The sequence below is a fragment of the Nocardiopsis eucommiae genome (assembly GCF_965344335.1).
In the GTDB taxonomy this organism is placed as follows: Bacteria; Actinomycetota; Actinomycetes; order Streptosporangiales; family Streptosporangiaceae; genus Nocardiopsis; species Nocardiopsis eucommiae.
The window spans coordinates 15,686-39,585 of the sequence record NZ_CBDRIY010000005.1 but is presented as its reverse complement, the minus strand read 5'-3'; the positions used below and the strand labels follow the sequence as shown (position 1 = coordinate 39,585).

The following is a 23,900-nucleotide window of genomic DNA, read 5'->3' as shown; positions in this document are numbered from 1 at the left end:
CGATCATAGCGCCGTGGCCTTGACCTCCTCCGCTCCGTTCACCTAACCTTTCAGCATCGAACACTTCGACATCGAAGGGTTGGCTGATGACTCCCCCCGTCACGGCGACCAACGGGCGCGTGCGCGTTCTCGGTGACTCACTGGTCACCGCCCTGGCACCCATGGTGTGGGGCAGCACCTACCTGGTCACCACCGAACTCCTGCCACCCGACCGCCCCCTGCTGGCGGCCCTCCTGCGCGCCCTTCCCGCCGGACTCCTCCTGGTGCTGTTCGCCCGGGCCCTGCCCTCGGGGGTGTGGTGGTGGCGTTCACTGGTCCTGGGCTCCCTGAACATCGGCGCCTTCCTCTACCTCCTCCACGTGGCCGCCTACCTGCTGCCGGGCGGCGTCGCGGCCCTGGTCATGGCGGTCCAACCGGTGATCGTCATGCTCCTGGCCGCCCTGTTGCTGGGCGACCGGCTCCGACTGACGCACCTCCTCGCCTGCCTGCTCGGCGCGTCCGGCGTGGGCCTGCTCGTGGCGGGCCCGGAGGCCGCCCTGAACCCCGTGGGGATCCTGGCCGGGCTGGCCGCCGCCGTCTCGATGGGCACCGGCCTCGTCCTCACCAAACGCTGGGGGCGCCCCGAGGGGGTGAGCCTGCTGGGCGCCACCGGCTGGCAGCTCACCGCCGGAGGGCTCGTCCTGCTGCCGCCCACCCTGGCCGTCGAGGGCCTGCCCGCGGGCCTCGGCGCGGCCCACCTCGCCGGGTACGGCTACCTGGGCCTGGTCGGCGCCCTGCTCTCCTACGTGCTGTGGTTCCGGGGGCTGGAGCGGTTGCCGGCGCTGGCGGTGTCCTTCCTGTCCTTCGCCAGCCCGCTCACCGCGACCCTCCTCGGCTACCTCGTGCTCGGCGAGACCCTCTCCCCCGTCCAGGGCCTGGGCGCCCTCGCCGCGATCGGCGCCGTGCTGCTGGTCCAGCTCACCTCGCACCGCTCCGCCGGACCCGCGCGCGACACCTTCCACCCGCCCAGGTCCAGACCGGCGGAGACCCACGAGGAACCGGTGTCCTGACGGGTCCCTGATCCATGGATCGGGCCAGGTACCGGCGGGCGGGGCCGCGCCGGGGCGTCCTCGGCGCAGGCGGTCCGGTCCGGACCGGCCCTGAGTTCGCGCGGTCGCACCGAGCCAGAACCGACTCCAGCCGGAAACCAACAGAATCCTTCAGTTCGACCCACCCCGTTGACAGCGAACCCGGCGACAGGGCACCTTAATCAAACAAGTTCGCACATTTTCAATCATCGGAGGGCTCGGATGCTGGCCGCGCAACGGCGGGAGCTCATCCTGGAACAGGTCCGACGGGACGGCGGTGTCCGCGTCACCGAGCTGGTCGAGGCCTTCGACGTGTCCGACATGACCATCCGGCGTGACCTCGACGCCCTGGAACACCGGGGCTCGCTGGTGAAGGTGCACGGTGGCGCCGTCGCCGCCGAGGGCGCCCGCACCACGGAGCCCGGGTTCGAGGCGAAGTCCACGCTCCAGTCCGACGAGAAGAGGGCGATCGCCCGCGCCGTCGCGGCGCTGGTCGAGCCGCACAGCGCCGTGGGGCTCTCCGCCGGGACCACCACGGCCCTGGTCGCGGAGCACCTGCGGGACACCCCCGGACTGACCGTCGTCACCAACTCGATCCACGTGGCCGAGGTCCTCTACCGCTCCGCGCGCACCGACCAGACCGTGGCGCTCACCGGCGGGTTCCGCACCCCCTCGGACGCGCTCGTGGGCCCGCTCGCCCTGGCCTCCGTCCGCGGGATCAACCTGGACACCCTGGTCCTGGGCGTGCACGGCATCCACGACCGGGCCGGGTTCACCACGCCCAACCTGACGGAGGCCGAGACCAACCGGGCCCTCGTGGAGGCGGCCGGGACCCTGGTGGTCGCCGCCGACCACACCAAGTGGGGCACGGTCGGGCTCAGCACCATCGCCCCGCTGGACCGCTGCGACGTGCTCGTCACCGACGACCGGATCACCCCCGCCGCACGTGAGACCCTCCAGGACCGCGTGGGCCGCCTCGTGGTCACCGACGTCCCCCGGGAGGACGGATGAGGAAGACCGCCGCGCGGCTGGCCGACGGCCGCGAGATCATCTACTACGACGAGGAGGGCAGCGTCCGCGAGGAGGTCCCGGACCGGCGCGACCTGCCGCCCACCGTCTCCGGATCCGAGCTGCGCTGGGACCCGCTCCGGCGCGAGTGGGTGATCATCGCCGCGCACCGCCAGGACCGCGTCCACCTGCCGCCGAGCGACGAGTGCCCGCTGTGCCCCTCCCGGGACGGTCACCACTCCGAGGTGCCCTCGTCCTCCTACGACGTCGCGGTCTTCGAGAACCGCTTCCCCGCGCTGAGCGGACCCGAGGGACGCTGTGAGGTGGTCTGCTTCTCCTCGGACCACGACACCTCGCTCGCCGCGCTCGGGCCCCGGCGCGTGCGCACCCTCGTGGACGCGTGGGCCGACCGGACCGAGGAGCTGTCCGCCCGGCCCGAGGTGGCCCAGGTGTACGTCTTCGAGAACCGGGGCCGGGAGATCGGCGTGACCCTGCACCACCCCCACGGGCAGATCTACGCACTGCCCTTCGTCACCCCCCGGACCGAACGCGACCTCGACTCGGCCCGGCGGCACCGCACGGCCACGGGCGGCGACCTGTTCTCCGACATCCTGGCCGCCGAGAGCGCCGGGCCCCGCGTGGTGCTGCGCAACGAACACTGGACGGCCTTCGTCCCCGAGGCGGCCCGTTGGCCCGTGGAGGTCCACGTCTACCCCCACCGGGCCGTGCCCGACCTGCCCGCCCTGGACGACGGCGAGCGCACCGCCCTCGCGGAGCTCTACGCCGACCTCCTGGGCCGCGCGGACCGGCTGTACGACACCCCGCTCCCCTACGTCTCCGCCTGGCACCAGGCGCCCGCCCACGACCCGGAGGCGCGCGGACTGGCCCGGCTGCGCCTCGAACTGTTCTCCGTACGCCGCGCCCCCGGCAGACTCAAGTACCTGGCCGGGACCGAGTCCGGCGCGGGTGTGTTCAGCAACGACGTGGCCCCCGAGGCCACGGCCCGACGACTCCGAGAGGTCTGATCCGTGAAACTCCTCGTCACCGGCGGCGCCGGCTACGTCGGCGGTGTCGTCACCGCGCTGCTGACCGGGGCCGGGCACGAGGTCACCGTGCTCGACGACCTCTCCACGGGGCACCGGGACGCGGTCGCCCCCGGGGCCATCATGGTCGAGGGGGACCTGCGCGCCGCCACCGACGTGCTCGACCCGTCCTTCGACGGGGTCGTGCACCTGGCCGCGAGGTCCCTGGTCAGCGAGTCCGTCCGGGACCCGGGACCGTACTGGGAGACCAACGTGGGCGGCACCCTGGCCCTGCTGGAGGCCGCGCGCACCCACGGGGTGCGCCGCCTCGTGTTCTCCTCCACCGCCGCCACCTACGGCGACCCGCCCACGGACGCGCCGCTGCGCGAGACCGACCCGGCCCTGCCCACCAACCCCTACGGTGCGAGCAAGCTCGCCGTGGACCATCTGCTCGACGGGTGGGCACGGTCGCACGGGCTGGGCGCGGTGAGCCTGCGCTACTTCAACGTCGCCGGGGCCCACCTGGGGTTCGGCGAACGGCACGAGCCCGAGACCCACCTCATCCCGAACCTCCTCCGGGTGGCCTCCGGGGAGGTCCCGCACGCCTCGGTCCTCGGTACCGACTACCCGACCCCGGACGGCACCGCCGTCCGCGACTACCTGCACGTGGCCGACCTCGCCGGGGCCCACCTGGCGGCGCTGGAGCACGCGGCCCCCGGTACCCACCGGGTGTTCAACCTGGGCGGCGGCACCGGTTCCTCGGTGCGCGAGGTCCTGGCCGCCGTGCGGCGGGTCACGGGACACCCGGTCCCGGTGGTGGAGGAGCCCCGGAGAGCCGGTGACCCGGCGGTTCTGGTCGCCGCCGTCGACCGGGCCCGCCGGGAGCTGGGCTGGGAGCCCACCCGTGGACTCGACGAGATCGTGGCGGACGCGTGGGACTTCACGCGTGCCGGGGAGGTCTCCCGGTGAGCGCCGCGACGGAGTTCCGGGCGGCGTTCGGCACGGAGCCCGAGGGGGTGTGGACCGCGCCGGGGCGGATCAACCTCATCGGTGAGCACACCGACTACAACGACGGCTTCGCGCTCCCGATCGCCCTGCCCCACGCGCTGACCGTGTCCGCCGCGCGCCGTCCGGACGCCCGGGTGCGCCTGCGTTCACGGGAGTTCCCCGACGTCTTCGAGGCGCGGCTGGCCGACCTCTCCCCCGGTACGGTGCCCGGCTGGGCCGCGTACCAGGCGGGCGCGCTGTGGGCGCTGGTCGACGAGGGACACCGGATCGGCGGACTGGACCTGCTGGTGGAGAGCGGCATCCCCACCGGGACGGGGCTGTCCACCTCCGCGGCGGTGTGCTGCGCGACGGTCCTGGCCGCCACCGGTCTGTACGGGTCGGAGCCCCCTCCGGCCGAGGTGGCCCGGCTGGCCCAGCGGGCGGAGAACGACTTCGTCGGGATGCCCTGCGGGATCATGGACCAGTCCGCGGTCATGCTGGCGGACGAGGGCCGGGCGCTCTTCCTGGACTGCCGCTCCCTGGAGACCGAGCAGGTACCGTTCGACCCGGCCGCCCACGGGCTGTCCCTGCTGGTGGTGGACACCCGGGCGCCGCGCCGTCTGGTCGAGGGCGCCTACGGCGAGCGACGGCGCTCCTGTGAGGAGGCGGCCCGGATCCTGGGGGTGCGGGCACTGCGCGACGTCTCCGTCGGGGGGCTTCCGCGGGCGCTGGCCGCACTGCCCGATCCCGTGGTCCGCCGCAGGGTGCGGCACGTGGTCACCGAGAACGCGCGGGTGCTGGAGACGGCGGCGCTCTTCCGCGCCGGGCGCCCCCGTGCGGCGGGCCCGCTGTTCACCGCCTCCCACGTCTCCCTCCGGGACGACTTCGAGGTGAGCGTTCCGGAGGTGGACACCGCGGTCTCCGCCGCCCTCTCCGCCGGTGCGCTGGGGGCCCGGATCACCGGCGGTGGTTTCGGCGGCTGTGTCATCGCCCTGGTGGAGTCCGGGGCCGTCGTGGACTGCGGCAAAGCGGTACGCGTGGCCTTCGCCGAACGCGGCCACACCGAACCGGTGGTGTTCACCGCCCTGCCCTCCGCCGGGGCCCGCCGCCTGAGCTAGGGAAGGAAGGAACGGATGCGCCGCGCCTCGGTCTCACTGCCGATCTCGCGGTAGAGCCGTTCCGCCTCCACGAGGTGGTCCCGCCAGTTCCTCTCCCCGGCCAGCTGGGTCACACCGGCCAGCGCCTCACGCACCCGGGCCATCTGCACGGTGTGGCCCCGGGCCTCGAACCCGGCCAGGGAGAGCTCCAGTTCGCCCCGGGCCTCCCCGCCACGGCGCTTGCCGTTGAGCGCGCGGCCGCGTTCCAGGCGCACCCTGGCGAGGTTGACCTCGTCCACCGGAGGAGCGGCGAAGACCATCAGAGCCGTGTCCAACCGCTCCAGGGCGTGGTCGAAGCGGCCCAGGGTCACCAGCGACCGTCCGCGCAGCAGGTCCAGCACCGCCGTCCCCCCGGGTCGCCCGTCCGGGTTCCGGAGCGGTTCGACCAGGTCGAACAGGTCCAGCGCCTCCTGGTCGCGCCGATCCCGCTGGGCGACGACGCCCCGGGCCTCCAGGGAGGCGGCGCGCGCCCGGTCGTCACCCTCGGCCTCGGCCAGCGCGAGGGAGGCGACGAACTCACGGTCCGCCCCCGCCAGGTCCCCCGCGTCGAGCAGCACGAGGCCCAGGAGGTGGCGGACCCAGGCCTCCAGCCCGGTGTCACCGAGCCTCCGGGCCGTGTGCAGGCTCGCCTCGAGCAGGTCGGCGGAGACTCCGGACCCGTGCTCGGCCCAGCGCGCGCAGGCCCGCAGGGAGTCCATGTTGGTGCGCATCCAGGCGCTGGTCTCCTCCGGCCCCTCCACGTCGAGCAGGACGGTGGTCCGAGGGGTGTCCTTCTTCTGGTCGGTGTCCACGGGTTGGCCCCCTTCGTGGCGAACACGCGCACCGGGCGGTCACCACGCCGCCGACGTCTCCGCTGGCCGAACCGCGCCCGGTGCTCACGATTGCCCATGATGGTCGAGACCGGAGTAATCCACCAGGAGTTTCACAGGCCGCTCCCGGCCCCACCCAGCGGCCCCTTCCGGGAGAAAGCCCGACCCACCTGCGACGACGCCGGAACGGGACCGCGGCCCGCGCGTCCGGACCTGGCCACGTCGAAGGTGCCCGAGGGGCTGTGGAGGATCGGGCTTCGCACCGCCCGGTCTTGCTGAGAGCGTGTCCGTGGGCGAGGGTGGCTGGTGCACGGCAAGACCACTGACACCGGAGGGTCCCATGGGAGTGCGGTTCGGACTGTTGGGCACGGGCTTCTGGGCGAGCGAGACCCACGGCGCCGCGCTGGCGGCGCACCCGGAGGTGACCCTGGTGGGGGTCTGGGGTCGCGACCCCGCGAAGGCGGCGGGGTTGGCCGAGGGACTGGGCACGCGGCCCTACGAGGACGTGGACGCGCTCCTCGCCGACGTCGACGCCGTCGCGATCGCCCTCCCCCCGGACGTCCAGGGCGACCTGGCGCTGCGCGCGGCCCGGGCCGGGAAGCACCTGCTGCTGGACAAGCCACTCGCCCTGTCCGTCGAGGCGGCCGACGCGATCGTGGCCGAGACGCGGGCGCGCGGTCTGGCCTCCGTGGTCTTCTTCACCAGCCGCTTCTCCGACACGGTGAACGACTTCCTGGTCCGGGCCGCCGACGACGGCGGCTGGGACGGGGTGCGGGCGACCCTGTTCGCGTCGATCTTCCAGCCGGGCAACCCGTACGGAGCCTCTCCCTGGCGCCGGGAGCGGGGCGGGTTGTGGGACGTGGGACCGCACGTGCTCTCAGTGGTGCTGCCCGTGCTGGGACCGGTCGAGGAGGTCACGGCGGTCGCGGGCCCCCGGGACAGCGTGCACGTGCTCACCCGGCACCGGGGCGGGGCGGTGGGTTCCCTCTCGGTGTCGCTGGACGCGGCACCGGAGGCGGGCGCCTTCTCCGTCGACCTCTACGGCGAGCACGGGTGGCGGGCGGTTCCGGGTGGGGGCCGGAGCGCGGTCGAGGCCTTCGGATCGGCCGTCGACCGTCTGTTGGCGCAGCTCCGCGACGGCCCCGGTGACCCGTGTGACGTACGTTTCGGCCGGGACGTCGTGGCCGTCCTCGCCGCCGCGCAGGCCTCCGCGAGCGGCGGTGGGACGGTACGCGTGGCCGAGGCCACCGGAACATATCCGGTGGCCTCGGACTGAGTCGCGGTGCGGCGGATCAGGCCGTGCTGGTGTTGTTCTTGGAGTACATGCCGTCGGCGAGGTACACGATGCCTGCGGCGACCAGGACCTGAACGATCAGCACGAACAACCAGAACCCGGTGAAGAGGCTCGCGATCCAGCCACCGACGAAGGCGGCCACGATGCCCAGGAGCAGCGTCAGCCAGATGGGCAGGTGCTGCTTTCCGGGAACTATGAGACGTCCGAGCGCACCGATGATCAGTCCAACGATGATCGCGGTGATGATTCCAGAGATCTCCACGAGTCCCTCCCCAGGTAGACGCGTTCCTCCCGTTCCCGCTCCGGAAGCCGTGGACACCGGACCAGACACATCCTTTGCCCCGCATTGTGCACTTTGGGGGCATCTCCGCGGACCCCGATGGACCCCGCGCCGGGACCAAGGACCCTCTCCGACACCCGGAAGCCGTTCGCGCCTCGCAATGCGGCGGGGGAGCCACGCCGGGACGCGGGAGCCACGCGTCTCGGGGCGGGTCCGCTCCCTCGGGGTTCTGCCGTCCGCAGAAGGCTCCCGGAACCCCTCCCGGTACGGGACCGGCGCGGCGTAGGCTCGAAGGGTCGGGACACGGCAACACGGGAGGCACCGATGTCCGAAGGCGTCCTGCGCGCGCTGGACGAGGCCCGCGAGGGCGACCGCTCCCGGGCGCGTCCCGGTGAGCCCCTGATGCGCGACCTCATCGGTGACCTGTTGCGCCGCACCCGGGTGGAGCAGGGGCGCACCCTGCGCGAGGTGGCCGAGGACGCCCAGGTGTCCCTCCCCTACCTGTCGGAGGTCGAGCGCGGCCGCAAGGAGGCCTCCTCCGAGGTCCTCGCCGCGATCTACCGCTCCCTGGGTCTGAGCATCATCGACGTCCTCGGGGAACTCCACCGGCGCACCCTCGTCGCCCGGTACGGGGCCGTCACCCAGCCCAGGTCCTCCCGCGTCGTCGACGAACCGGGCACGGGGGTTCCGAGCGTGCTCCTCAGGAGCCGGTCGGTCCACACGCCCGCGCCGTACCGCCGGACCGGAGTGGTGTCGCTCGCGGCCTGACCCACGACGGCCCCGGGTCCGCCCCGGGGCCGCGCCCGCTCAGGCGGTGACCCGCGTCAGGTCGCGGGTGGTGATGACCTCGTCCACCAGGCCGTAGTCCCGGGCCTGCCACGCGGTGAGGATCATGTCCCGGTCGGTGTCGGCCCGCAACCGCTCCTGGGTCTGGCCGGTGTGCCGCGACAGGATCTCCTCCACCTGGGACCGGACCCGCAGGATCTCGGCGGCCTGGATCTCCAGGTCGGCGGCCTCCCCCCGGCCCTCCGTGGACGGCTGGTGCAGCAGCACCCGGGCGTGCTCCAGCGCGGCCCGTTTGCCCGGGGCCCCGGCGGCGAGCAGCACCGCCGCGGCGGAGGCGGCCTGCCCCATGCAGACCGTGGCGACGTCCGCGCGGACGAAGCTCATCGTGTCGTAGACGGCGGTCAGGGCGGTGTTCGAGCCGCCCGGCGAGTTGATGTACAGCTGGATGTCCAGGTCCGGGCTCTCGTAGTCCAGGTGCAGCATCTGCGCCATGACGACGTTGGCCACGTCGTCGTCGAGCGGCGTGCCCAGGAAGATGATGCGTTCGGACAACAGCCTGCTGAACACGTCGAACGAGCGCTCGCCGCTGGGGGTCCGCTCGATGACCATCGGTACCGTGTAGCGCCCGCTCATCGGGGATCCCCCGTCCGTGCTCCGAAGCCGGTCGAGCCCCGCCCCAGGCGCATCACGCCCTCCATCTGGTCGATCGACTCCACCACGTGGTCGACGAAGCCGTAGTTCCGCGCCTCCTCGGCGGTGAACCAGGCGTCCCGGTGCTGGTCGGCGGTGATGGTCTCCGCACTCTGACCGCTGTGCCGCGCGATCAGCTCGATCATCGTCCGCTTGGTGTGCGCGAGGTTCTCCGCCTGGATGGCGATGTCCGCCGCCGTACCGCCCAGGCCCCCGGACGGCTGGTGCATCATGATCCGCGCGTGCGGCAGGCTGTACCGCTTGCCGGGCGCGCCGGTGCAGGCGAGGAACTGGCCCATGCTCGCGGCGAACCCCATGACGAGGGTGGACACGTCGTTGGGGACGAAGTTCATCGTGTCGTAGATGGCGAGACCCGCGGAGACGACGCCGCCGGGGCTGTTGATCGCCAGGGTGACGTCCCGGTGCGGGTCCTCGTCAGCGAGCAGGAGCAGCTGGGCGCAGACACGGTTGGCGCTGTCCTCGTCGACCTGCGTTCCCAGGAGCACGACGCGGTTGCGCAGCAGCCGTGCCGCGAGCTGGTCGTCGAAGCTCCCACCCGGCGCGTGCTCCGCGACGAGTTGTTGGTGGATCGGCATGGGCCCTCCTCGGTCCGGCGTTCGCGGAACGGACCACACGTCCGTTCCCGCCGGTCCTCCCAGCCTGGGCCGGTGCGGGCTCCGACCTCCACCGTTTCGGCCCGGGGCAGATCTGCCACGGGCAGAGCACCGGGGACGACTCAGGTGTCGTCTATGGCCTCACGCAGGTCGCGCAGGACATCGAGGACCACGGGACGCAGCGAGGGCCTTATCGCGTCGAAGACCTGGCGCTGTTTTCGTTCCATGTACTTGCGCCGTTCGGCGAGCACCCGCTCGCCCTCCTCCGTGATGGCCACCACGGTGCTGCGTTCGTCACGTTCCGAACGGCGCCGGACCATCATTCCCTTGCGTTCCAGCTGCTGGATCATCCGCGTGGCCGACGGGGACGACACGCCGACGATGTGAGCAACCGCACCGACACTCGGACTGTCCATGCCGCGTACCGCTTCCATCAGCAACGACTGTGTCAGGGTGAGTTCCTCGGCACCGCGATGCCCGTGCCCGCCGCGTGAGCGCGCATGGAGCGCCGCGTTGATCAGTTCGGTCCACACACGCTGGAACTCCTCGAGTTCAGCGGCGTTGGGCTCGGGTGATTCCTGCTGATCAGAACAGGGCTCGGGGGTCTCGTCGGGCACGAAACGGTCCTCGCAGGCTGGGCAGTGACGCGGGTCCTCGACCCGCGCGGAGGTTTGACGTTTGTGTAGTCTAGCTATTAAATAGCTTGCGCACGCAAGTTCAAGTTAATCCATGCCCCCTCAAAACGGTAACGACACCCCGTACACCGATCCGGTTGTGGCGGAGTTGTCTGCTGCGGGGCGTGGACGTCCGCCCGAACACCCGGGTGGGCCCGGACCGGTCCGGGAGGGGCGCATTGACAACAGTGCTGGTCGCGCATTTCATCACAGCTGCGGTCGCACCGTTACTGGTGCGCCTCTGGGGCCGTAACGGCTTCTACGCGCTCGCGATCGTCCCGGGTCTGGCCACCGTGTGGGCCCTCTTCCAGCTTCCCGCCGTCCTGAACGGCGAGAGCCTCTCCGAGTCCGTCGCGTGGGCACCCCAGTTCTCGCTCCGGCTCGGCCTCCACATGGACGCCCTCGGCCTGGTCATGACGCTCATCGCCGCGGGCGTGGGCACGCTGATCCTGATCTACTGCGCGCGTTACTTCAACGACTCCGAGCCCGGCCTCGGACGCTTCGCCGGTGTGTTCGTCGCCTTCGCCGGGGCCATGCTCGGCCTCGTGCTGGCCGACGACCTCATCCAGCTCTTCATCTACTGGGAGCTGACCACGGTCTTCTCCTACCTCCTCGTCGGTCACAACGCCGAGGTGAAGGAGAGCCGCCGGGCGGCGATGACGGCCCTGACCGTCACCACCTTCGGCGGACTGGCCATGCTCGTCGGCATGATCATGCTCGGTGAGACCGCCGGGACCTACGTGATCTCCGAGATCGTCGCCGACCCGCCCGCCACGGGCCCCGTCGTCACCTCGGCCCTGGTGCTGATCATGATCGGCGCCATGTCCAAGTCGGCGCTGTTCCCCTTCAGCCTGTGGCTGCCCGCCGCCATGCAGGCGCCCACGCCGGTCTCCGGCTACCTGCACGCCGCGGCGATGGTCAAGGCCGGCGTCTACCTGGTCGCCCGCCTCACCCCGGCCTTCGGGGACGTCGCCGTCTGGCAGGGCATGGCCCTGTTCTTCGGCGTGGCCACCATGGTCTTCGGCGGCTGGAAGGCGCTGCGCCAGTACGATCTCAAGCTCGTCCTGGCCTACGGCACCATCAGCCAGCTGGGCTTCCTCATCGCCCTGCTGGGCACGGGCACCCGCGCCGCCGCCCTCGCCGGCGTCGCGATGCTGGTCGCGCACTCGCTGTTCAAGGCCCCGCTGTTCCTCGTGGTCGGCATCATCGACCACAGCACCGGAACACGGGACCTGCGCGAACTGTCCGGCCTGCGCCAGTCCATGCCCACCACCTACTGGGTCTCGATCGTGGCCCTGGCCTCCATGGCCGGTCTGCCGCCCACCGCGGGCTTCGCCGCCAAGGAACTGGCCTTCGGCGCCTACACCCACGGCGGCACCCTGGACACCGTGGTCCTGGTCGGGCTGGTCCTGGGATCGACCCTCACCGTCGCCTACAGCCTCCGCTTCCTGTGGGGCGCCTTCTTCGACAAGGAGGGCGTCCAGCCCACCCCGGTCCACGCCCCCGGCGCGCTCTTCCTCGCACCGGCCGTGGTCCTGGCGGCGCTGAGCCTGGTCGGCGGTCTCCTCTCCTACTGGGCCGACCCCCTCTTCGCGGTCTACGCCGACACGGTCCCGCAGGGTGAGCACGAGACGTACCAGTCCTACCTGGCCCTGTGGCACGGCTGGGAGCTCCCGCTCCTGCTGTCCGCGATCTGCGTGGTCGGCGGTCTGGTCCTCTTCTCCTTCCGCAACCGGGTGGTGTGGCTGGGCACCCGCCTGGCCTTCGTCAACCCCGAGCGCAACTACCGGCGGATGCTCGCCGGTCTGGAGAACCTGGCCCTCCAGGTCACCGGCAGCACCCAGCGCGGTTCGCTCCCCGTCTACCTCGGCACGATCCTGATCGTCCTGGTCGTGGCGGCCGGGATCCCGATGGTCTCCGGCCGGATCTGGGCCGGACCGCAACCGGAGCTCCGGCTCTGGGACACGCCGGTCCAGATCATCCCGGCCCTGATCATCGTGATCACCTGCCTGCTGATCCTGTTCGTGCGGCGCCGCCTGTTCGCGGTGATCCTCGTCGGCATCGGCGGGTACGGCGTGGCCGCGCTGTACTTCCTCCAGGGAGCTCCGGACATCGCGCTCACCCAGTTCCTGGTGGAGACCGTCAGCCTGGTGGTCTTCGTCCTCGTACTGCGCCGCTTCCCGTCCCACTTCTCGGCACCGGCCCTCAAGGGCCGCCGGATCTGGAACATGATCATCGGCCTGGCGACGGGTCTGATGGTGGCCACCATGACCTGGTTCGCACTGGCCGGTCGGTTGGAGCCCTCGATCTCCGCGGGCTACCCGGCCGCGGCGAAGGAGGCGGGCGGCTACAACATCATCTCGGTGCTGCTGGTGGACGTCCGAGCCTGGGACACCATGGGTGAGATCTCGGTGCTCGCCGCCGCGGCCGCCGGTGTGGCCAGCCTGATGTTCGTCCGGCGCCGGGCCCAGCCCCGCAAGGCCCCGGGCGGCGTGATGGCACTGTCCGTCACCCAGCCCCCCGAGCCCACCAACGGCCACGGGAGCGTGGACCTGGGCGACCTCCGGGTCGCCCCGCAGAACATGCACGTGAAGCCGCAGTGGAACCGGACCTGGCTGCCGGGTGCCGACAGCCTGCCGACCGAACGCCGGTCACTGATCTTCGAGGTGGTCTCGCGCTTTCTCTTCCCGGTGATCATGATCATCTCGCTGTACCTGATGCTCACCGGCCACACCGACATCGGCGGCGGTTTCGCCGGTGGCATCGTGGCGGGGCTGGCGTTCATCGTCCGCTACCTCGCGGGCGGCAGGTTCGAGCTGTACGCCACCGCGTGGGTGCAGCCGGGCGCCCTGATCGGCGCCGGACTGGCCCTGGCCACCGGCGTGGCGATCGGCGGCGCGATCTTCGGCGGCGACGTGCTCGCCGGGAACGACTGGTACATCAACCTCGGGATCCTGGGCAGCCCGCACATCACGGTCTCGCTGTTCTTCGACATCGGCGTGTACCTGCTGGTGATCGGCCTGATCCTGGACATCCTGCGCAGCCTCGGAGCCCGTATCGACGAACAGATCGAACGGGACGCCGCGCACGCCGAGGAAGAGGGCTCCGCGCCCGGAACCGCCGCCCGCGCAGAGGAGGTCACCTCGTGAGCGAGTCACCCAGCCTGACCCTCGTCCTCGTCATCGGCGTCCTCGTCGCGGTCGGCGTCGTGCTCCTGCTGGAGCGCAGCCTCACCCGTGTGCTGCTGGGCTTCATCGTGATGAGCAACGGCGTCAACCTGATGATCCTGGCCATGGCCGGGCAGGCCGGCGGCCCGCCGGTCCTGTGGTTCACGCCGACCAACGACGAGATGACGGACCCGCTGCCGCAGGCGATGATCCTGACGGCGATCGTCATCACCCTCGGCATCACGGCGTTCCTGCTGGCGCTGGCCTACCGAAGCTGGCAGCTGGAGGGCAACGACGAGGTCCAGGACGACGCCGAGGACCTCCGGATCGTGCAGGGCGAGGGCCGCCGCGCCGTGCGGCAGCGCTTCCTCCAGGAGCGCCGCCGACTGCGGGCGGACATCCGCCGCCAGCGCGCCGAACTCCAGGCGACCATCGCCGCGGCCGACGCCCAGGAGCTGGCCGAACAGGCCCGTATCAAGGCGGAGATCGCGGCGGCCCAGGCCGAGCTGGCCCGGTTCGAGGTCGAGGCCGAGGACGGCCAGGGCGACGAACGCTCCGAGGAGACCGTGCGCCGCCTGACCGACCGTCAGCAGAGCATGGTCAACCAGGTCACGGAGCTGCGCGGCCGTATCCGGCTGGGCCGCAGGCGCCTGCGTGAGCACCGGCGCGCCGACCGCGCCGCCGAACGCGAGCTGTGGCGCGAGCTGCGCCGCCGCATCCGTTCGCAGCGGCGCCAGGCCAGCCAGACCATGCGCGCCGAGCGGGAACGCCTGGCTCGCGCGGAGGACAGCGATCTGCAAGGGAACGACTGACCATGGGATGGGACTACTTCGCCGGAATCCTCCACTACCTCATTCCCCTGCCGGTGGTACTGCCGCTCTTCGCGGCCGGGGTCAAGCTGGCCCTCGGTATCCGCTGGCCCCGCGTCCAGCAGTGGCTGAGCGTCATCACCCTGACGCTGGTGCTGGTGATCGGCGCGGCGCTGATGGTGGGCGCCGACATGTTCGGCCCGCAGGCCGTCCAGGTGGGCGGCTGGGAGACGCCGATCGGCATCACGCTGGTGGCCGACCGGCTGTCCGCGCTGATGGTGACGGTGTCGGCGGCGATCACGCTCGCCGTGCTCGTCTACTCCATCGGCCAGGGGATGGCGGGCAAGGCCGAGGTGGCGCCGCTGTCGGTGTACCAGCCGACCTACCTGATCCTGGTGGCCGGTGTCTCCAACGCCTTCCTCGCCGGTGACCTCTTCAACCTGTACGTCGGGTTCGAGATCCTGCTGACCGCCAGCTACGTGCTGCTGACCCTCGGGGGCACGCAGTCGCGCATGCGGGCGGGCGCCATCTACGTGGTGGTATCGCTGGTCTCCTCGGTGCTGTTCCTCATCGCCATCGCGCTGATCTTCGGCGCGACGGGCACGGTGAACATGGCCCAGCTGGGCGAGCGCCTCCCGGAGATCTCCACGGAGCTGGCCCTGGTCCTGGAGGTCATCCTCGTGATGGCCTTCGGCATCAAGGCGGCGGTGTTCCCGCTGGCGGCCTGGCTGCCCGACTCCTACCCGACCGCGCCCGCGCCGGTCACGGCCGTGTTCGCGGGCCTGCTGACCAAGGTCGGCGTGTACGCGATCATCCGGGCCGAGACCCTGATGTTCCCCGGCACGCAGCTGAACGAGATGCTCATGTGGGTGGCGCTGGCCACGATGATCATGGGCATCCTGGGAGCCGTGGCGCAGACGGACATCAAACGTCTGCTGTCGTTCACCCTGATCAGCCACATCGGGTACATGGTGTTCGGTGTGGCGTTGGGGAGCGAACTCGGCATGGCGGGCGCGGTGTTCTACATCGCGCACCACATCACCGTGCAGACCACGCTGTTCCTGGTGACGGGGCTGATCGAACGCAGGGGAGGGTCCACCTCCCTGGACCACCTCGGCGGTCTGGCCAAGATCGCGCCGATGCTCGCGATCCTCTTCTTCATCCCCGCGATGAACCTGGGCGGCATCCCGCCGCTGTCCGGCTTCCTCGGCAAGATCGGCCTGATCCAGGCCGGTGTGGAGTCCGGCACCCCGCTGGCCTACACGCTGGTCGGCGCGTCGGTCCTGACGAGCCTGCTCACCCTGTACGTCATCGCCCGGGTCTGGAACTACGCGTTCTGGCGGACCCCGTCCGAGGGCATGGTGGCCGAGCCCGGCACCGTGCTGGACGACTCCGAGGCCGACGACACCTCGACGGCGGCGCTCGGCCCGTCCGGCGAGGCGGTCGGCCCGTCGTCCCGGCTCGGTGACACCACCACCGCGACCGCCCCCGTGGTGACCTCGGTGGTCCTGCCCAAGAGCATGGTCGGCGCCACCATCGCGCTGGTCGCGTTCGGGCTGGCCATGACCGTGTTCGCCGGTCCGCTGATCGCGTACTCCTCGGAGGCCGCCGTCGAGCTGATCGCGCAGACGCCCTACATCGAGGCGGTCCTCGGATCCGGAGGTTCACAGTGAACGATCTGAAGACCAGGAAGAAGCAGGGCGCCCGGGCGATCCGGCACCGTCTGGGGAAGGTGCAGGTCCCGGTCGCCCTCGGCATGACCGTGGTCTGGATGCTGCTCTTCGACGGGTTCCAGCTCCGCACGGAGTCGCTGGGGATCGCCCTCCTCGGCTTCACGGTGTCCGTGGCGGTCATGCTGGTCTTCCCGCTGCCGCCGATCGTCCCGGGGTTCCGGTTCTGGCCCGTGCAGGGCGTGCGGATGTTCTTCTACGTCCTGGGGAAGATGGCCGTCGCCAGCTTCCAGGTGACGACCCAGGTGTTCCGTCCGGGGCCTCCGGTACGCAGCTCGGTGGTCTCCGTACGCCTGCGCACCGACTCCGACCTGATGCTGGTGTGCACCTCCATCACCGTCTCGGTGATCCCCGGCAGTGTGATCGTCGAGGTCGCCCAACCGGAGCACGTCCTGTACGTGCACGTCCTGGGCGCGGAGAGCGAGGCCGAGGCGGAGAAGGCCAAGGCGGACATCCTCGACCTGGAGGAGCGCATCGTGCGCGCGCTCGGCACCCGGGAGAACATCGCCGATCTGGAGGCCGCCCTGGCCGCCGGGAAGGGGAACACGTGAGCGCGCTGTGGGTCATCGTCGCCGTCCTGCTCGGGGTGGCCGCGCTGCTGTGCACCGCCCGGCTCCTGCTGGGGCCGAGCATCCTCGACAGGGCGCTGTCCGTGGACGTCCTGCTCGCCTCGGCCCTGACCGGGCTGGGCGCCTACGCCGCGTACTTCCGGGACCCCACGATCCTGCCGATCCTGCTGGTGCTGTCCCTGCTGGGCTTCGTCGGTTCGATCAGCATCTCCAAGTTCGTGGCCCGGCGTCCCGAGGAGCACGTCCGCCCGGAGGACACCATCCACCCGGGGACCAAGGGGGAAGGGGAGAGCAGTGAGTGACCAGCTCGTCAACGTCCTGGACTGGATCGCGATCCTGTGCATCCTGGCGGGGGCCCTGCTGTCCCTGGTCGCGGCCGTGGGTCTGATCCGGTTCCCCGATCTGCTCTCCCGTATGCACGCCGCCGCCAAGCCGCAGGTCCTGGGCCTGCTGCTGGTGCTGGTGGGGATCGCCCTGCGTCTGGTCCCGCAGGAGGAGACCGGCACCTTCAGCATCGGCACGCTGATCCTGGTGGGCCTCTTCCAGGTGGTCACCGTCCCGGTCGCCGGTCACATCGCCGCCCGTGTGGGCTACCGGACCGGCCGCATCCGCGAGGACCTCGTGGTCACCGACGAACTGGCCGACCGCCTGGACGCCAAGCGCCGGGCCGAGAAGGCCCAGGAGAGCGGCGGTAGCACCTCGTAGCGAGAAGCGGAGAACGCGGGCCGGGGCCGGAGGAACGGCGTTCTTCCGGCCCCGGCCGTTCCCACGGCGGGCGCGCCCTCACTCCGCGCGCTCCGCCTCCTCGTCGGTCATCAGCCGCGACCTGACCAGGAACCGGTGGCCGGTCGGGGCCTCCACGGAGAAGCCGGAGCCCCGGCCGGGGACGACGTCGATGGTCAGGTGCGTGTGGCGCCACAGCTCGAACTGGGACCGCGACATCCACACCGGAACGGGGTCCGGCAGTCCGGCGTCGAGGTCGCCCAGACGCACGTCGGAGCCGCCGGTCCGGAACTCCCCCACCGGATAGCACATCGGGGAGCTGCCGTCGCAGCAGCCGCCGGACTGGTGGAACATCAGCGGCCCGTGTTCGGCGGTGAGCTCCCGGAGCAGGGCCGCCGCGCTCTCGGTGAGGGCGACCCGCTGCACGGGCTCGGCGCCCGCCCTCCGTGGGGAGTCGTCCATCAGAAGAACCCCTGCGCCTGTTCCGAGTAGCTGACCAGCAGGTTCTTGGTCTGCTGGTAGTGGTCGAGCATCATCTTGTGGTTCTCGCGGCCGATCCCGGACTGCTTGTACCCTCCGAACGCGGCGTGCGCGGGGTAGGCGTGGTAGTTGTTCACCCACACGCGCCCGGCCTGGATGTCCCGGCCGGCCCGGTAGGCGGTGTTGCCGTCACGGGTCCACACGCCCGCGCCGAGCCCGTACAGGGTGTCGTTGGCGGTCTTCACCGCGTCGGCGTAGTCGTCGAAGCGCGTCACCGCGACCACGGGGCCGAAGATCTCCTCCTGGAAGATCCGCATGTCGTTCCGGCCCTCGAAGACGGTCGGGCTGACGTAGTAGCCGCCCGCGAGGTCGCCCTCCATCTCGGCCCGGCCGCCCCCGGCGAGCACCCGGGCACCCTCCTGACGACCGATGTCGACGTAGGACAGGATCTTCTCCAGCTGGTCGTTGCTGGCCTGGGCGCCGAGCATGGTCTCGGTGTCCAGGGGGTCGCCCTGTCTGATCCGGCCGACCCTCTCCAGGGCGTCGGCCATGAAGTCGTCGTAGACCGAGCCCTGCACGAGGGCACGCGACGGACAGGTGCAGACCTCCCCCTGGTTGAGGGCGAACATGGTGAAGCCCTCCAACGCCTTGTCGTAGAAGGCGTCGCGCTCGGCGGCCACGTCCGCGAAGAAGACGTTCGGGCTCTTGCCGCCCAGTTCCAGGGTGACCGGGATGAGGTTCTCCGAGGCGTACTGCATGATCAGGCGGCCGGTGGTGGTCTCACCGGTGAAGGCCACCTTGCGGACCCGCTGGTGGGAGGCCAGCGGCTTGCCCGCCTCGACCCCGAACCCGTTGACGATGTTCACCACCCCGGGCGGGAGGAGGTCCGCGATCAGGTCGACGAGCACGAGGATGGACGCCGGAGTCTGCTCGGCGGGCTTGAGGACGACGGCGTTGCCCGCCGCCAGGGCCGGGGCGAGTTTCCAGACCGCCATGAGGATCGGGAAGTTCCACGGGATGATCTGGGCGACCACGCCCAGCGGCTCCTGGAAGTGGTAGGCGACGGTGTCCGCGTCGATCTGGGAGCTGTGGCCCTCCTGGGCGCGGACGGCCCCGGCGAAGTACCGGAAGTGGTCGATCGCGAGGGGGATGTCGGCGGCCAGGCACTCACGGACCGGTTTGCCGTTCTCCCAGCTCTCGGCCACCGCGAGCCGCTCCAGGTTCTCCTCCATCCGGTCCGCGACGCGGTTGAGGACCAGCGCCCGTTCCGCCGCCGAGGTGCGGCCCCAGGCAGGGGCGGCCCCGTGCGCGGCGTCGAGGGCGAGTTCGACGTCCTCGGCCCCGCTCCGCGCGACCTCGGTGAAGGTCCGGCCGGTGACCGGGCTGGGGTTCTCGAAGTAGCGGCCCCGGACCGGCCGGACCCATTCGCCGCCGATCCAGTTCTCGTAGCGGGGCGCGTACTCGACGACGGCGCCGGACTCACCGGGGGGCGCGTAGATCACCATGGCGCGTTGCCTCCTCGTGTTCACTGCGCGGGCGCGCGGGGCGCCCGGCTCCTCCAGGAACGTGGAACCGTGACGCTAGTGACCGGCAGGTTGCGACCACGTTGCGCGGTCAGGATCCGAGCCTGCGGAGCCGTCCCCGGAGGGCCGCGTGGCGGGGTGAGCCCGGGTCAAGGGCGCGCAGGGCGGCCGTAAGGACCCGGGGGTCCTCACGCCACTCGGGCCGCTCCGACCAGGCCAGGAGCGCCTGGGGGTCGGCTCCGGCGGCGAGCACCTCGCACACCTCGGCCTGGAGTTCCTCCCGGGCCTCGGCGACCCCGGGCGCCTCCGACCGGGGCAGCACCGGCCCCTCGTAGAGGGCGACGGCCTCGCGGCAGCCGCCGTCGGCCAGGAGACGTCGGACCTCGTCGAGATCGGTGGTGAGCGGTCGGCACAACCGGTACGGGCGTGAGGCCAGCAGCCCCGACCCCAGCAGGCGGCGCAGCCGGGACATCTCGGCCCGGACGGTGACCGGGGCGGCGTCCCGTTCGTGCAGCAGGGCGCCGAGGGCGTCACCGGTCAGGCCGCGCGGGTGGCGGGCGAGGAGCAGCAGGATCTCGGAGTGGCGGGTGCTGAGCTCGACGGTCCGGCCGTCCGCCTCGAACAGTCCGTGGTCGCGGCCGAGGACCCGTAGGCGGGCCGGTTCTCCCTCCGTGCGGGGAGCCGGAAGGAACCCGCTGGCCCGCTGCGCCCGGATCTCCATCTCGGCGGCCGTGGCGGCCGCCCTGACCAGGGCCAGCGCCTGCGGGGAGGCGAGGGGGTCCGCTCCGGTGAGGTCGAGGACACCGATCAGCGCGCCGGTGTCGGGGTCGTGCAGCGGGGCCGCCGAACAGCTCCAGTGCTGAACGCCCCGGCTGAAGTGTTCGCTGGCGAAGACCTGCACCTCGTGGTCGAGGGTGAGCGCCATGCCGGGCGCGCTGGTGCCGACCGAGCTCTCACGCCAGTCGGCGCCCTCGACGAAGTGCATGGCCTCGGCGCGGCCGCGCAGGTGGTGGTCGCCCTCCACCCACAGCAGGCGGCCGGACGCGTCCCCGACCGCCACGATCTGCGGCCCGGGCGCGGTGTCCAGGAGGAGGCGGCGCAGCAGCGGCATGGCCGCGGCGAGGGGGTGGGCGCTGCGGTGGGTGTGCAGGGCGGGGCCGGTGAGTTCGAGGCGGGGCAGCGTACGGTCGGGGTCCACCCCGTGCAGGACACTGCGCCGCCAGGACTCCCCCACCACCGGCCGGACCCGTCCGCTGAGCCGACCGGAGCAGGTGAAGCGTTCGTGCGCGACGGCCACGTCCCGTCGCAGGGCCTCGGGGTCGGTCTCCCATGACCACGCGTTCCATACCCCGGACATCGGCGTCCCTTCGTCGCGACGGCTGGACCCGGCGGGTGTCCGGGCCGGGCCCCTGAGTCAATCCTCGCCGCCCGGTCCTGACAAGGGGTTCCGGGCGGAACCACCGGCGAGTTGCCCCGCGCACGTCACGTCCGTGCCCGAACGCGCCCCGGGCCCGGGGACCGCGCCGGTGATGGGCCTGGCTGGTACCGTCACCGATTCGACGCTCCCCGGACCCCGGGGGCCGCGCCGGGTGCCCCGTCCCGGGGGGAGGACGGCCCCGTGTCCCGCCCGCGACGGAGGAATCCCACGCATCCACCTCTGTCACGGGATTCTGGGACACTGCGTGCATGGGGCGTCCCCCTCAGCATCCGCGCCCCTCCCCCGTCCCCTCCCTTCGTGCACCGGATACCTCCGCGGCGAACGTGGTCGGCGTGGTCACGGCCCCGCGCCGCGGGTCGGCGACGACCTCCGAGCAGTCCCCGCACCGAAACTGACCCGCGAAAGCAGGCCCCCATGTCGACCCCAGAGACCGGCCCCGCTCCAGAGGCCGGTTCGACCCCCGAGGCGACTCCACCGGCGGGCGGACCCCCGGCCGCCCCCGACCTCGGGCTGCCCGGGCCCCCGCAGGGCGCACCTCCGCCGCCGCCCCCGCACCACCTCCCGCCCCGGCCGCCCGTCCCCGAGCCGCCACAGGAGGAGCCGACGCGGGTGCGGCCCTCCCGGCACTGGTACTGGACCGGCACGCTCTTCCCGGTGAGCCTGCTGGTCAGCATCCTCCTGCTGAGCGGCAACCCCGGCGCCGCACCGGGTCTCGTGGTCGGCGGTGTCCTGACGCCGATGCTGGCCTTCCTCGTCTCACTGATCACCTGCGTGACCGTGCTCGTCATCCGGTCCAGCCGGATCGCCCGTCGACGCGGGGAGCGGGCCCGGCGCGAGCACATGGCGTTCACGGGCGCGCCCGTGGGACCGCCGGTGTTCCACCCGGGGTACGCCCCGCCCCCGCCCCGGATCGAGATCCCCGCGGGGGACCTCCGCCCGCGCCGCCGTTCGATCCTGGCCAGCGCCCTCGTGCTGCCCGTCGGCGTCGCCGTGGGGGTGACCGCCATCGTGACGGGGTTCTCCTACGACCTGCCCCCGGAGCACGCCAGCGAGGTCATCCGGACCGGCGGCACGGCCACCTTCGAGGTCACCGAGGAGCAGACCGGGTCCCTGGGCCTGTACTCGAACGTCCCGCACGAGGACGAGGACGGGATCTCCTGCGTCCTGGACGGCGCGGGCGCCCCGAGGCTCACCGAGAAGGTGGTCGGGTACAGCCACGAGGAGTGGCGCCTGGTCCGGTCGGTCGAGTTGAGCGCCCCGGGCGAGTACGACCTGACCTGCACGGGACGGCCCGGCCTGGAGTACGTGGTCGCGGACACCGACGTCGCCGTCGCCTACGACAAGCGGATGATGGCCGGGTTCGGGACCCTGATGCTCTCCGTCGTGCTCGGTTTCTTCGTCTCGCTGATCCTCGTGATCACGCTCAGCGTGAAGCGCGGCGAGCACCGGAGCCGACTCGTCCGCGAGCACCAGGTCCGCGCCCAGCAGGCCTGGGTTCAAGCCCGGCAGCAGGGCCCGCCCCGGCACTGACACCCCCGGAGGGCGCCCCGGACCTCGCCCCGGGGTGGGCGACGCACCGGTGTCCTCCCCGGGCACGGCCGGACGGGTTCAGGCCGGGTGGTCCGCGACGGGGTAGGGCGAGACCGTGCTGGAGTTCTCGTTGACCAGCAGGGAGCGACCGGCCGGGGGGAACGCCCGCTGCGGGCAGGCGGGGCGCTCGCAGACCTTGCAGCCCAGGCCGATCGGCGTGGCCGAGCCCGGGTCCGCCAGGTCCAGTCCGGTGGAGTACACGAGCCGGTTCGCGTGGCGGAGCTCGCAGCCCAGCCCGATCGCGAAGGTCTTGCGGGCCGCTCCGTAGCCCCCGTATCCCCTGGTCACCGTGCGCGCGACCCAGAAGTAGGAGCGGCCGTCGGGCATCTGCGCGATCTGCCGTTGGATGACGTCCGGGGCGGAGAAGGCCGCGTAGACGTTCCACAGCGGGCAGGTGCCGCCCGAGCGCGAGAAGTGGAAGCCGGTGGCGGACTGGCGCTTGGACATGTTGCCCGCCCGGTCCACGCGCACGAACGAGAAGGGCACCCCCCGCCGCCGGGGGCGCTGGAGGGTCGAGAGGCGGTGGCAGACGGTCTCGAAGCCTACCCCGAAGCGGTCCGCGAGCAGTTCGATGTCGTGGCGCTCGGCCTCCGCCGCCGCCTGGAACTCGCGGTAGGGAAGGATGAACGCGCCCGCGAAGTAGTTGGCCAGGCCGATCCGCGCCAGCCGGACCGCCTGCTCGGTGGTGAGCTCCTCCCCTCGGGCGAGTTCGTCCAGGAGGGGCCCGTGTTCGAGGAAGGCCAGCTGGGTGGCGAGCTGGAAGGCGCGTTGGCCGGGGCGCAGGTGCGCGGCCAGGGTGAGGACCCGGCGCTCGGCGTCGTACACCCGGTTGCGAGCGGCCTCACCGCCGGGCGATTGACTCTCCACCCTGACGCCGTGGCGTTCCTCCAGCAGACGCGTGAGGACGACGTGGGCGCGGCCCGGTTCGACGCCCTGCCGCCCGGCGAGGTCCTCCGCGCGTTCGTCGAGCTCCCCCACGTAGTTCTGGCGCTCGTAGAAGAAGTCGCGGACCTGCTCGTAGGCCATGGGAGCCACGGACGCCCCTCCGTCGTCCCGGCCCTCGGCCAGGGCGGCGGCCTGCCCGGAGACGTCCCGGTACCTGCGGTGCAGGTCCACCAGGACCCGGGCCACGGAGGGCATGCCGGAGGCCAGCTCGTCGAGTTCGTCCGGGCTCACCTGGTCGCCGGTGGGGACGTCGGTGAGCGCCTCCCGGAGCTCCGCGATCAGCCGTGAGGTGTCGCTGGTCGCGAAGAAGCCGGGATCGACCCCGAACGCCTCGGTGATCCGTAGCAGGACGGGGACGCTGAGCGGGCGCTGGTTGTGCTCCATCTGGTTGAGGTAGCCGGCGGAGATGCCCAGCTCGCGAGCGAGCTCGGACTGCTTGAGCGAGTGCTCCTGCCGCAGCCTGCGCAGCCGCGGCCCCGCGAAGACCTTGCGCACGATGGCCCCTTCCGTCCCCGCCAGGCTAACCCGAAGGTGTCTC

23 protein-coding genes are annotated in these 23,900 nt (G+C 71.9%); 14 read left to right on the top strand and 9 right to left on the bottom strand.

The genetic code is table 11. The features are described 5' to 3' along the window. Positions 1-86 precede the first annotated feature (86 nt). The 5 genes from ACRWK8_RS04510 (at position 87) to galK (ending at position 5,202) form a co-directional block, all read left to right on the top strand. Positions 87-1,049 carry an EamA family transporter gene (locus ACRWK8_RS04510; RefSeq protein WP_431868520.1) on the top strand — a complete coding sequence of 321 codons (963 nt, stop codon included), beginning with the start codon at positions 87-89 and terminating at the stop codon, positions 1,047-1,049. Between the two features lie 240 nt (positions 1,050-1,289). Then, positions 1,290-2,078 (top strand): DeoR/GlpR family DNA-binding transcription regulator, encoded by a 789-nt coding sequence (locus ACRWK8_RS04505; protein ID WP_431868518.1) that lies wholly within the window; start codon positions 1,290-1,292, stop codon positions 2,076-2,078. Then, a complete protein-coding gene (galT, locus tag ACRWK8_RS04500; RefSeq protein WP_431868516.1) occupies positions 2,075-3,100 on the top strand; it encodes a galactose-1-phosphate uridylyltransferase in 1,026 nt (341 codons plus the stop codon). Before ACRWK8_RS04505 ends, galT begins: the two co-directional genes overlap by 4 nt. 3 nt (positions 3,101-3,103) lie before the next feature. After that, positions 3,104-4,066, top strand: coding sequence for a UDP-glucose 4-epimerase GalE (galE, locus tag ACRWK8_RS04495; protein ID WP_431868514.1), 963 nt, complete (start codon positions 3,104-3,106; stop codon positions 4,064-4,066). Next, positions 4,063-5,202, top strand: coding sequence for a galactokinase (gene galK, locus ACRWK8_RS04490; RefSeq protein WP_431868512.1), 1,140 nt, complete (start codon positions 4,063-4,065; stop codon positions 5,200-5,202). Before galE ends, galK begins: the two co-directional genes overlap by 4 nt. Here galK and ACRWK8_RS04485 read toward each other — a convergent pair. Then, positions 5,199-6,032, bottom strand: coding sequence for a tetratricopeptide repeat protein (locus ACRWK8_RS04485; protein ID WP_378738931.1), 834 nt, complete (start codon positions 6,030-6,032; stop codon positions 5,199-5,201). The genes galK and ACRWK8_RS04485 overlap by 4 nt on opposite strands. Positions 6,033-6,390: 358 nt before the next feature. On the opposite strand from ACRWK8_RS04485, the gene ACRWK8_RS04480 reads away from it, so the two are divergent. Next, on the top strand, positions 6,391-7,326 hold the full coding sequence (locus tag ACRWK8_RS04480) for a Gfo/Idh/MocA family protein (protein WP_431868510.1): 936 nt from the start codon (positions 6,391-6,393) through the stop codon (positions 7,324-7,326). Between the two features lie 16 nt (positions 7,327-7,342). Here the strand turns inward: ACRWK8_RS04480 and ACRWK8_RS04475 are convergent, their stop codons facing one another. Next, complete coding sequence (locus ACRWK8_RS04475) at positions 7,343-7,606, bottom strand: GlsB/YeaQ/YmgE family stress response membrane protein (protein WP_378738935.1); 264 nt, start codon at positions 7,604-7,606, stop codon at positions 7,343-7,345. 342 nt (positions 7,607-7,948) lie between these two features. On the opposite strand from ACRWK8_RS04475, the gene ACRWK8_RS04470 reads away from it, so the two are divergent. Then, positions 7,949-8,392 (top strand): helix-turn-helix domain-containing protein, encoded by a 444-nt coding sequence (locus tag ACRWK8_RS04470; RefSeq protein WP_431868507.1) that lies wholly within the window; start codon positions 7,949-7,951, stop codon positions 8,390-8,392. 39 nt (positions 8,393-8,431) lie between these two features. On the opposite strand, the gene ACRWK8_RS04465 is transcribed toward ACRWK8_RS04470, so the two are convergent. From ACRWK8_RS04465 to ACRWK8_RS04455, 3 genes are all read right to left on the bottom strand, one after another. Beyond that, entirely contained in the window at positions 8,432-9,043 is a 612-nt protein-coding gene (locus tag ACRWK8_RS04465; RefSeq protein WP_431868505.1) for an ATP-dependent Clp protease proteolytic subunit, read from the bottom strand. After that, positions 9,040-9,696: a ClpP family protease gene (locus ACRWK8_RS04460; RefSeq protein WP_378738941.1), complete on the bottom strand. Its 657-nt coding sequence runs from the start codon at positions 9,694-9,696 to the stop codon at positions 9,040-9,042. Before ACRWK8_RS04460 ends, ACRWK8_RS04465 begins: the two co-directional genes overlap by 4 nt. Before the next feature lie 140 nt (positions 9,697-9,836). Beyond that, positions 9,837-10,331 (bottom strand): MarR family winged helix-turn-helix transcriptional regulator, encoded by a 495-nt coding sequence (locus tag ACRWK8_RS04455; RefSeq protein ID WP_378738943.1) that lies wholly within the window; start codon positions 10,329-10,331, stop codon positions 9,837-9,839. A 245-nt stretch (positions 10,332-10,576) separates the two neighbouring features. On the opposite strand from ACRWK8_RS04455, the gene ACRWK8_RS04450 reads away from it, so the two are divergent. From ACRWK8_RS04450 to mnhG, 6 genes are read left to right on the top strand one after another with little or no spacing between them, the layout of a single operon-like run. Continuing rightward, entirely contained in the window at positions 10,577-13,537 is a 2,961-nt protein-coding gene (locus tag ACRWK8_RS04450) for a Na+/H+ antiporter subunit A (RefSeq protein WP_431868635.1), read from the top strand. Beyond that, positions 13,534-14,367, top strand: a complete 834-nt coding sequence (locus tag ACRWK8_RS04445; protein WP_378738946.1) for a Na(+)/H(+) antiporter subunit C — start codon at positions 13,534-13,536, stop codon at positions 14,365-14,367. The genes ACRWK8_RS04450 and ACRWK8_RS04445 overlap by 4 nt, the downstream gene beginning before the upstream one ends. A 2-nt stretch (positions 14,368-14,369) precedes the next feature. After that, positions 14,370-16,037 (top strand): Na+/H+ antiporter subunit D, encoded by a 1,668-nt coding sequence (locus ACRWK8_RS04440; protein ID WP_378738949.1) that lies wholly within the window; start codon positions 14,370-14,372, stop codon positions 16,035-16,037. Further along, positions 16,034-16,645 carry a Na+/H+ antiporter subunit E gene (locus tag ACRWK8_RS04435; RefSeq protein WP_378738951.1) on the top strand — a complete coding sequence of 204 codons (612 nt, stop codon included), beginning with the start codon at positions 16,034-16,036 and terminating at the stop codon, positions 16,643-16,645. Before ACRWK8_RS04440 ends, ACRWK8_RS04435 begins: the two co-directional genes overlap by 4 nt. Continuing rightward, positions 16,642-16,965: a monovalent cation/H+ antiporter complex subunit F gene (locus tag ACRWK8_RS04430; RefSeq protein WP_378738953.1), complete on the top strand. Its 324-nt coding sequence runs from the start codon at positions 16,642-16,644 to the stop codon at positions 16,963-16,965. Before ACRWK8_RS04435 ends, ACRWK8_RS04430 begins: the two co-directional genes overlap by 4 nt. After that, a complete protein-coding gene (mnhG, locus tag ACRWK8_RS04425; protein WP_378738955.1) occupies positions 16,958-17,368 on the top strand; it encodes a monovalent cation/H(+) antiporter subunit G in 411 nt (136 codons plus the stop codon). The genes ACRWK8_RS04430 and mnhG overlap by 8 nt, the downstream gene beginning before the upstream one ends. Positions 17,369-17,446: 78 nt before the next feature. On the opposite strand, the gene ACRWK8_RS04420 is transcribed toward mnhG, so the two are convergent. From ACRWK8_RS04420 to ACRWK8_RS04410, 3 genes are all read right to left on the bottom strand, one after another. Next, complete coding sequence (locus ACRWK8_RS04420) at positions 17,447-17,848, bottom strand: DUF779 domain-containing protein (protein ID WP_431868501.1); 402 nt, start codon at positions 17,846-17,848, stop codon at positions 17,447-17,449. Further along, positions 17,848-19,371 (bottom strand): acetaldehyde dehydrogenase ExaC, encoded by a 1,524-nt coding sequence (gene exaC, locus ACRWK8_RS04415; RefSeq protein WP_378738959.1) that lies wholly within the window; start codon positions 19,369-19,371, stop codon positions 17,848-17,850. Before exaC ends, ACRWK8_RS04420 begins: the two co-directional genes overlap by 1 nt. A 109-nt stretch (positions 19,372-19,480) precedes the next feature. Continuing rightward, positions 19,481-20,746, bottom strand: a complete 1,266-nt coding sequence (locus tag ACRWK8_RS04410; protein WP_431868498.1) for a GAF domain-containing protein — start codon at positions 20,744-20,746, stop codon at positions 19,481-19,483. A gap of 495 nt (positions 20,747-21,241) precedes the next feature. Here ACRWK8_RS04410 and ACRWK8_RS04405 point away from each other — a divergent pair, with 495 nt between their 5' ends. Then, complete coding sequence (locus ACRWK8_RS04405) at positions 21,242-22,357, top strand: hypothetical protein (RefSeq protein ID WP_431868496.1); 1,116 nt, start codon at positions 21,242-21,244, stop codon at positions 22,355-22,357. Between the two features lie 78 nt (positions 22,358-22,435). Here ACRWK8_RS04405 and ACRWK8_RS04400 read toward each other — a convergent pair whose 3' ends face one another. After that, positions 22,436-23,857 (bottom strand): short-chain fatty acyl-CoA regulator family protein, encoded by a 1,422-nt coding sequence (locus ACRWK8_RS04400; RefSeq protein ID WP_431868494.1) that lies wholly within the window; start codon positions 23,855-23,857, stop codon positions 22,436-22,438. Positions 23,858-23,900: the final 43 nt, after the last annotated feature.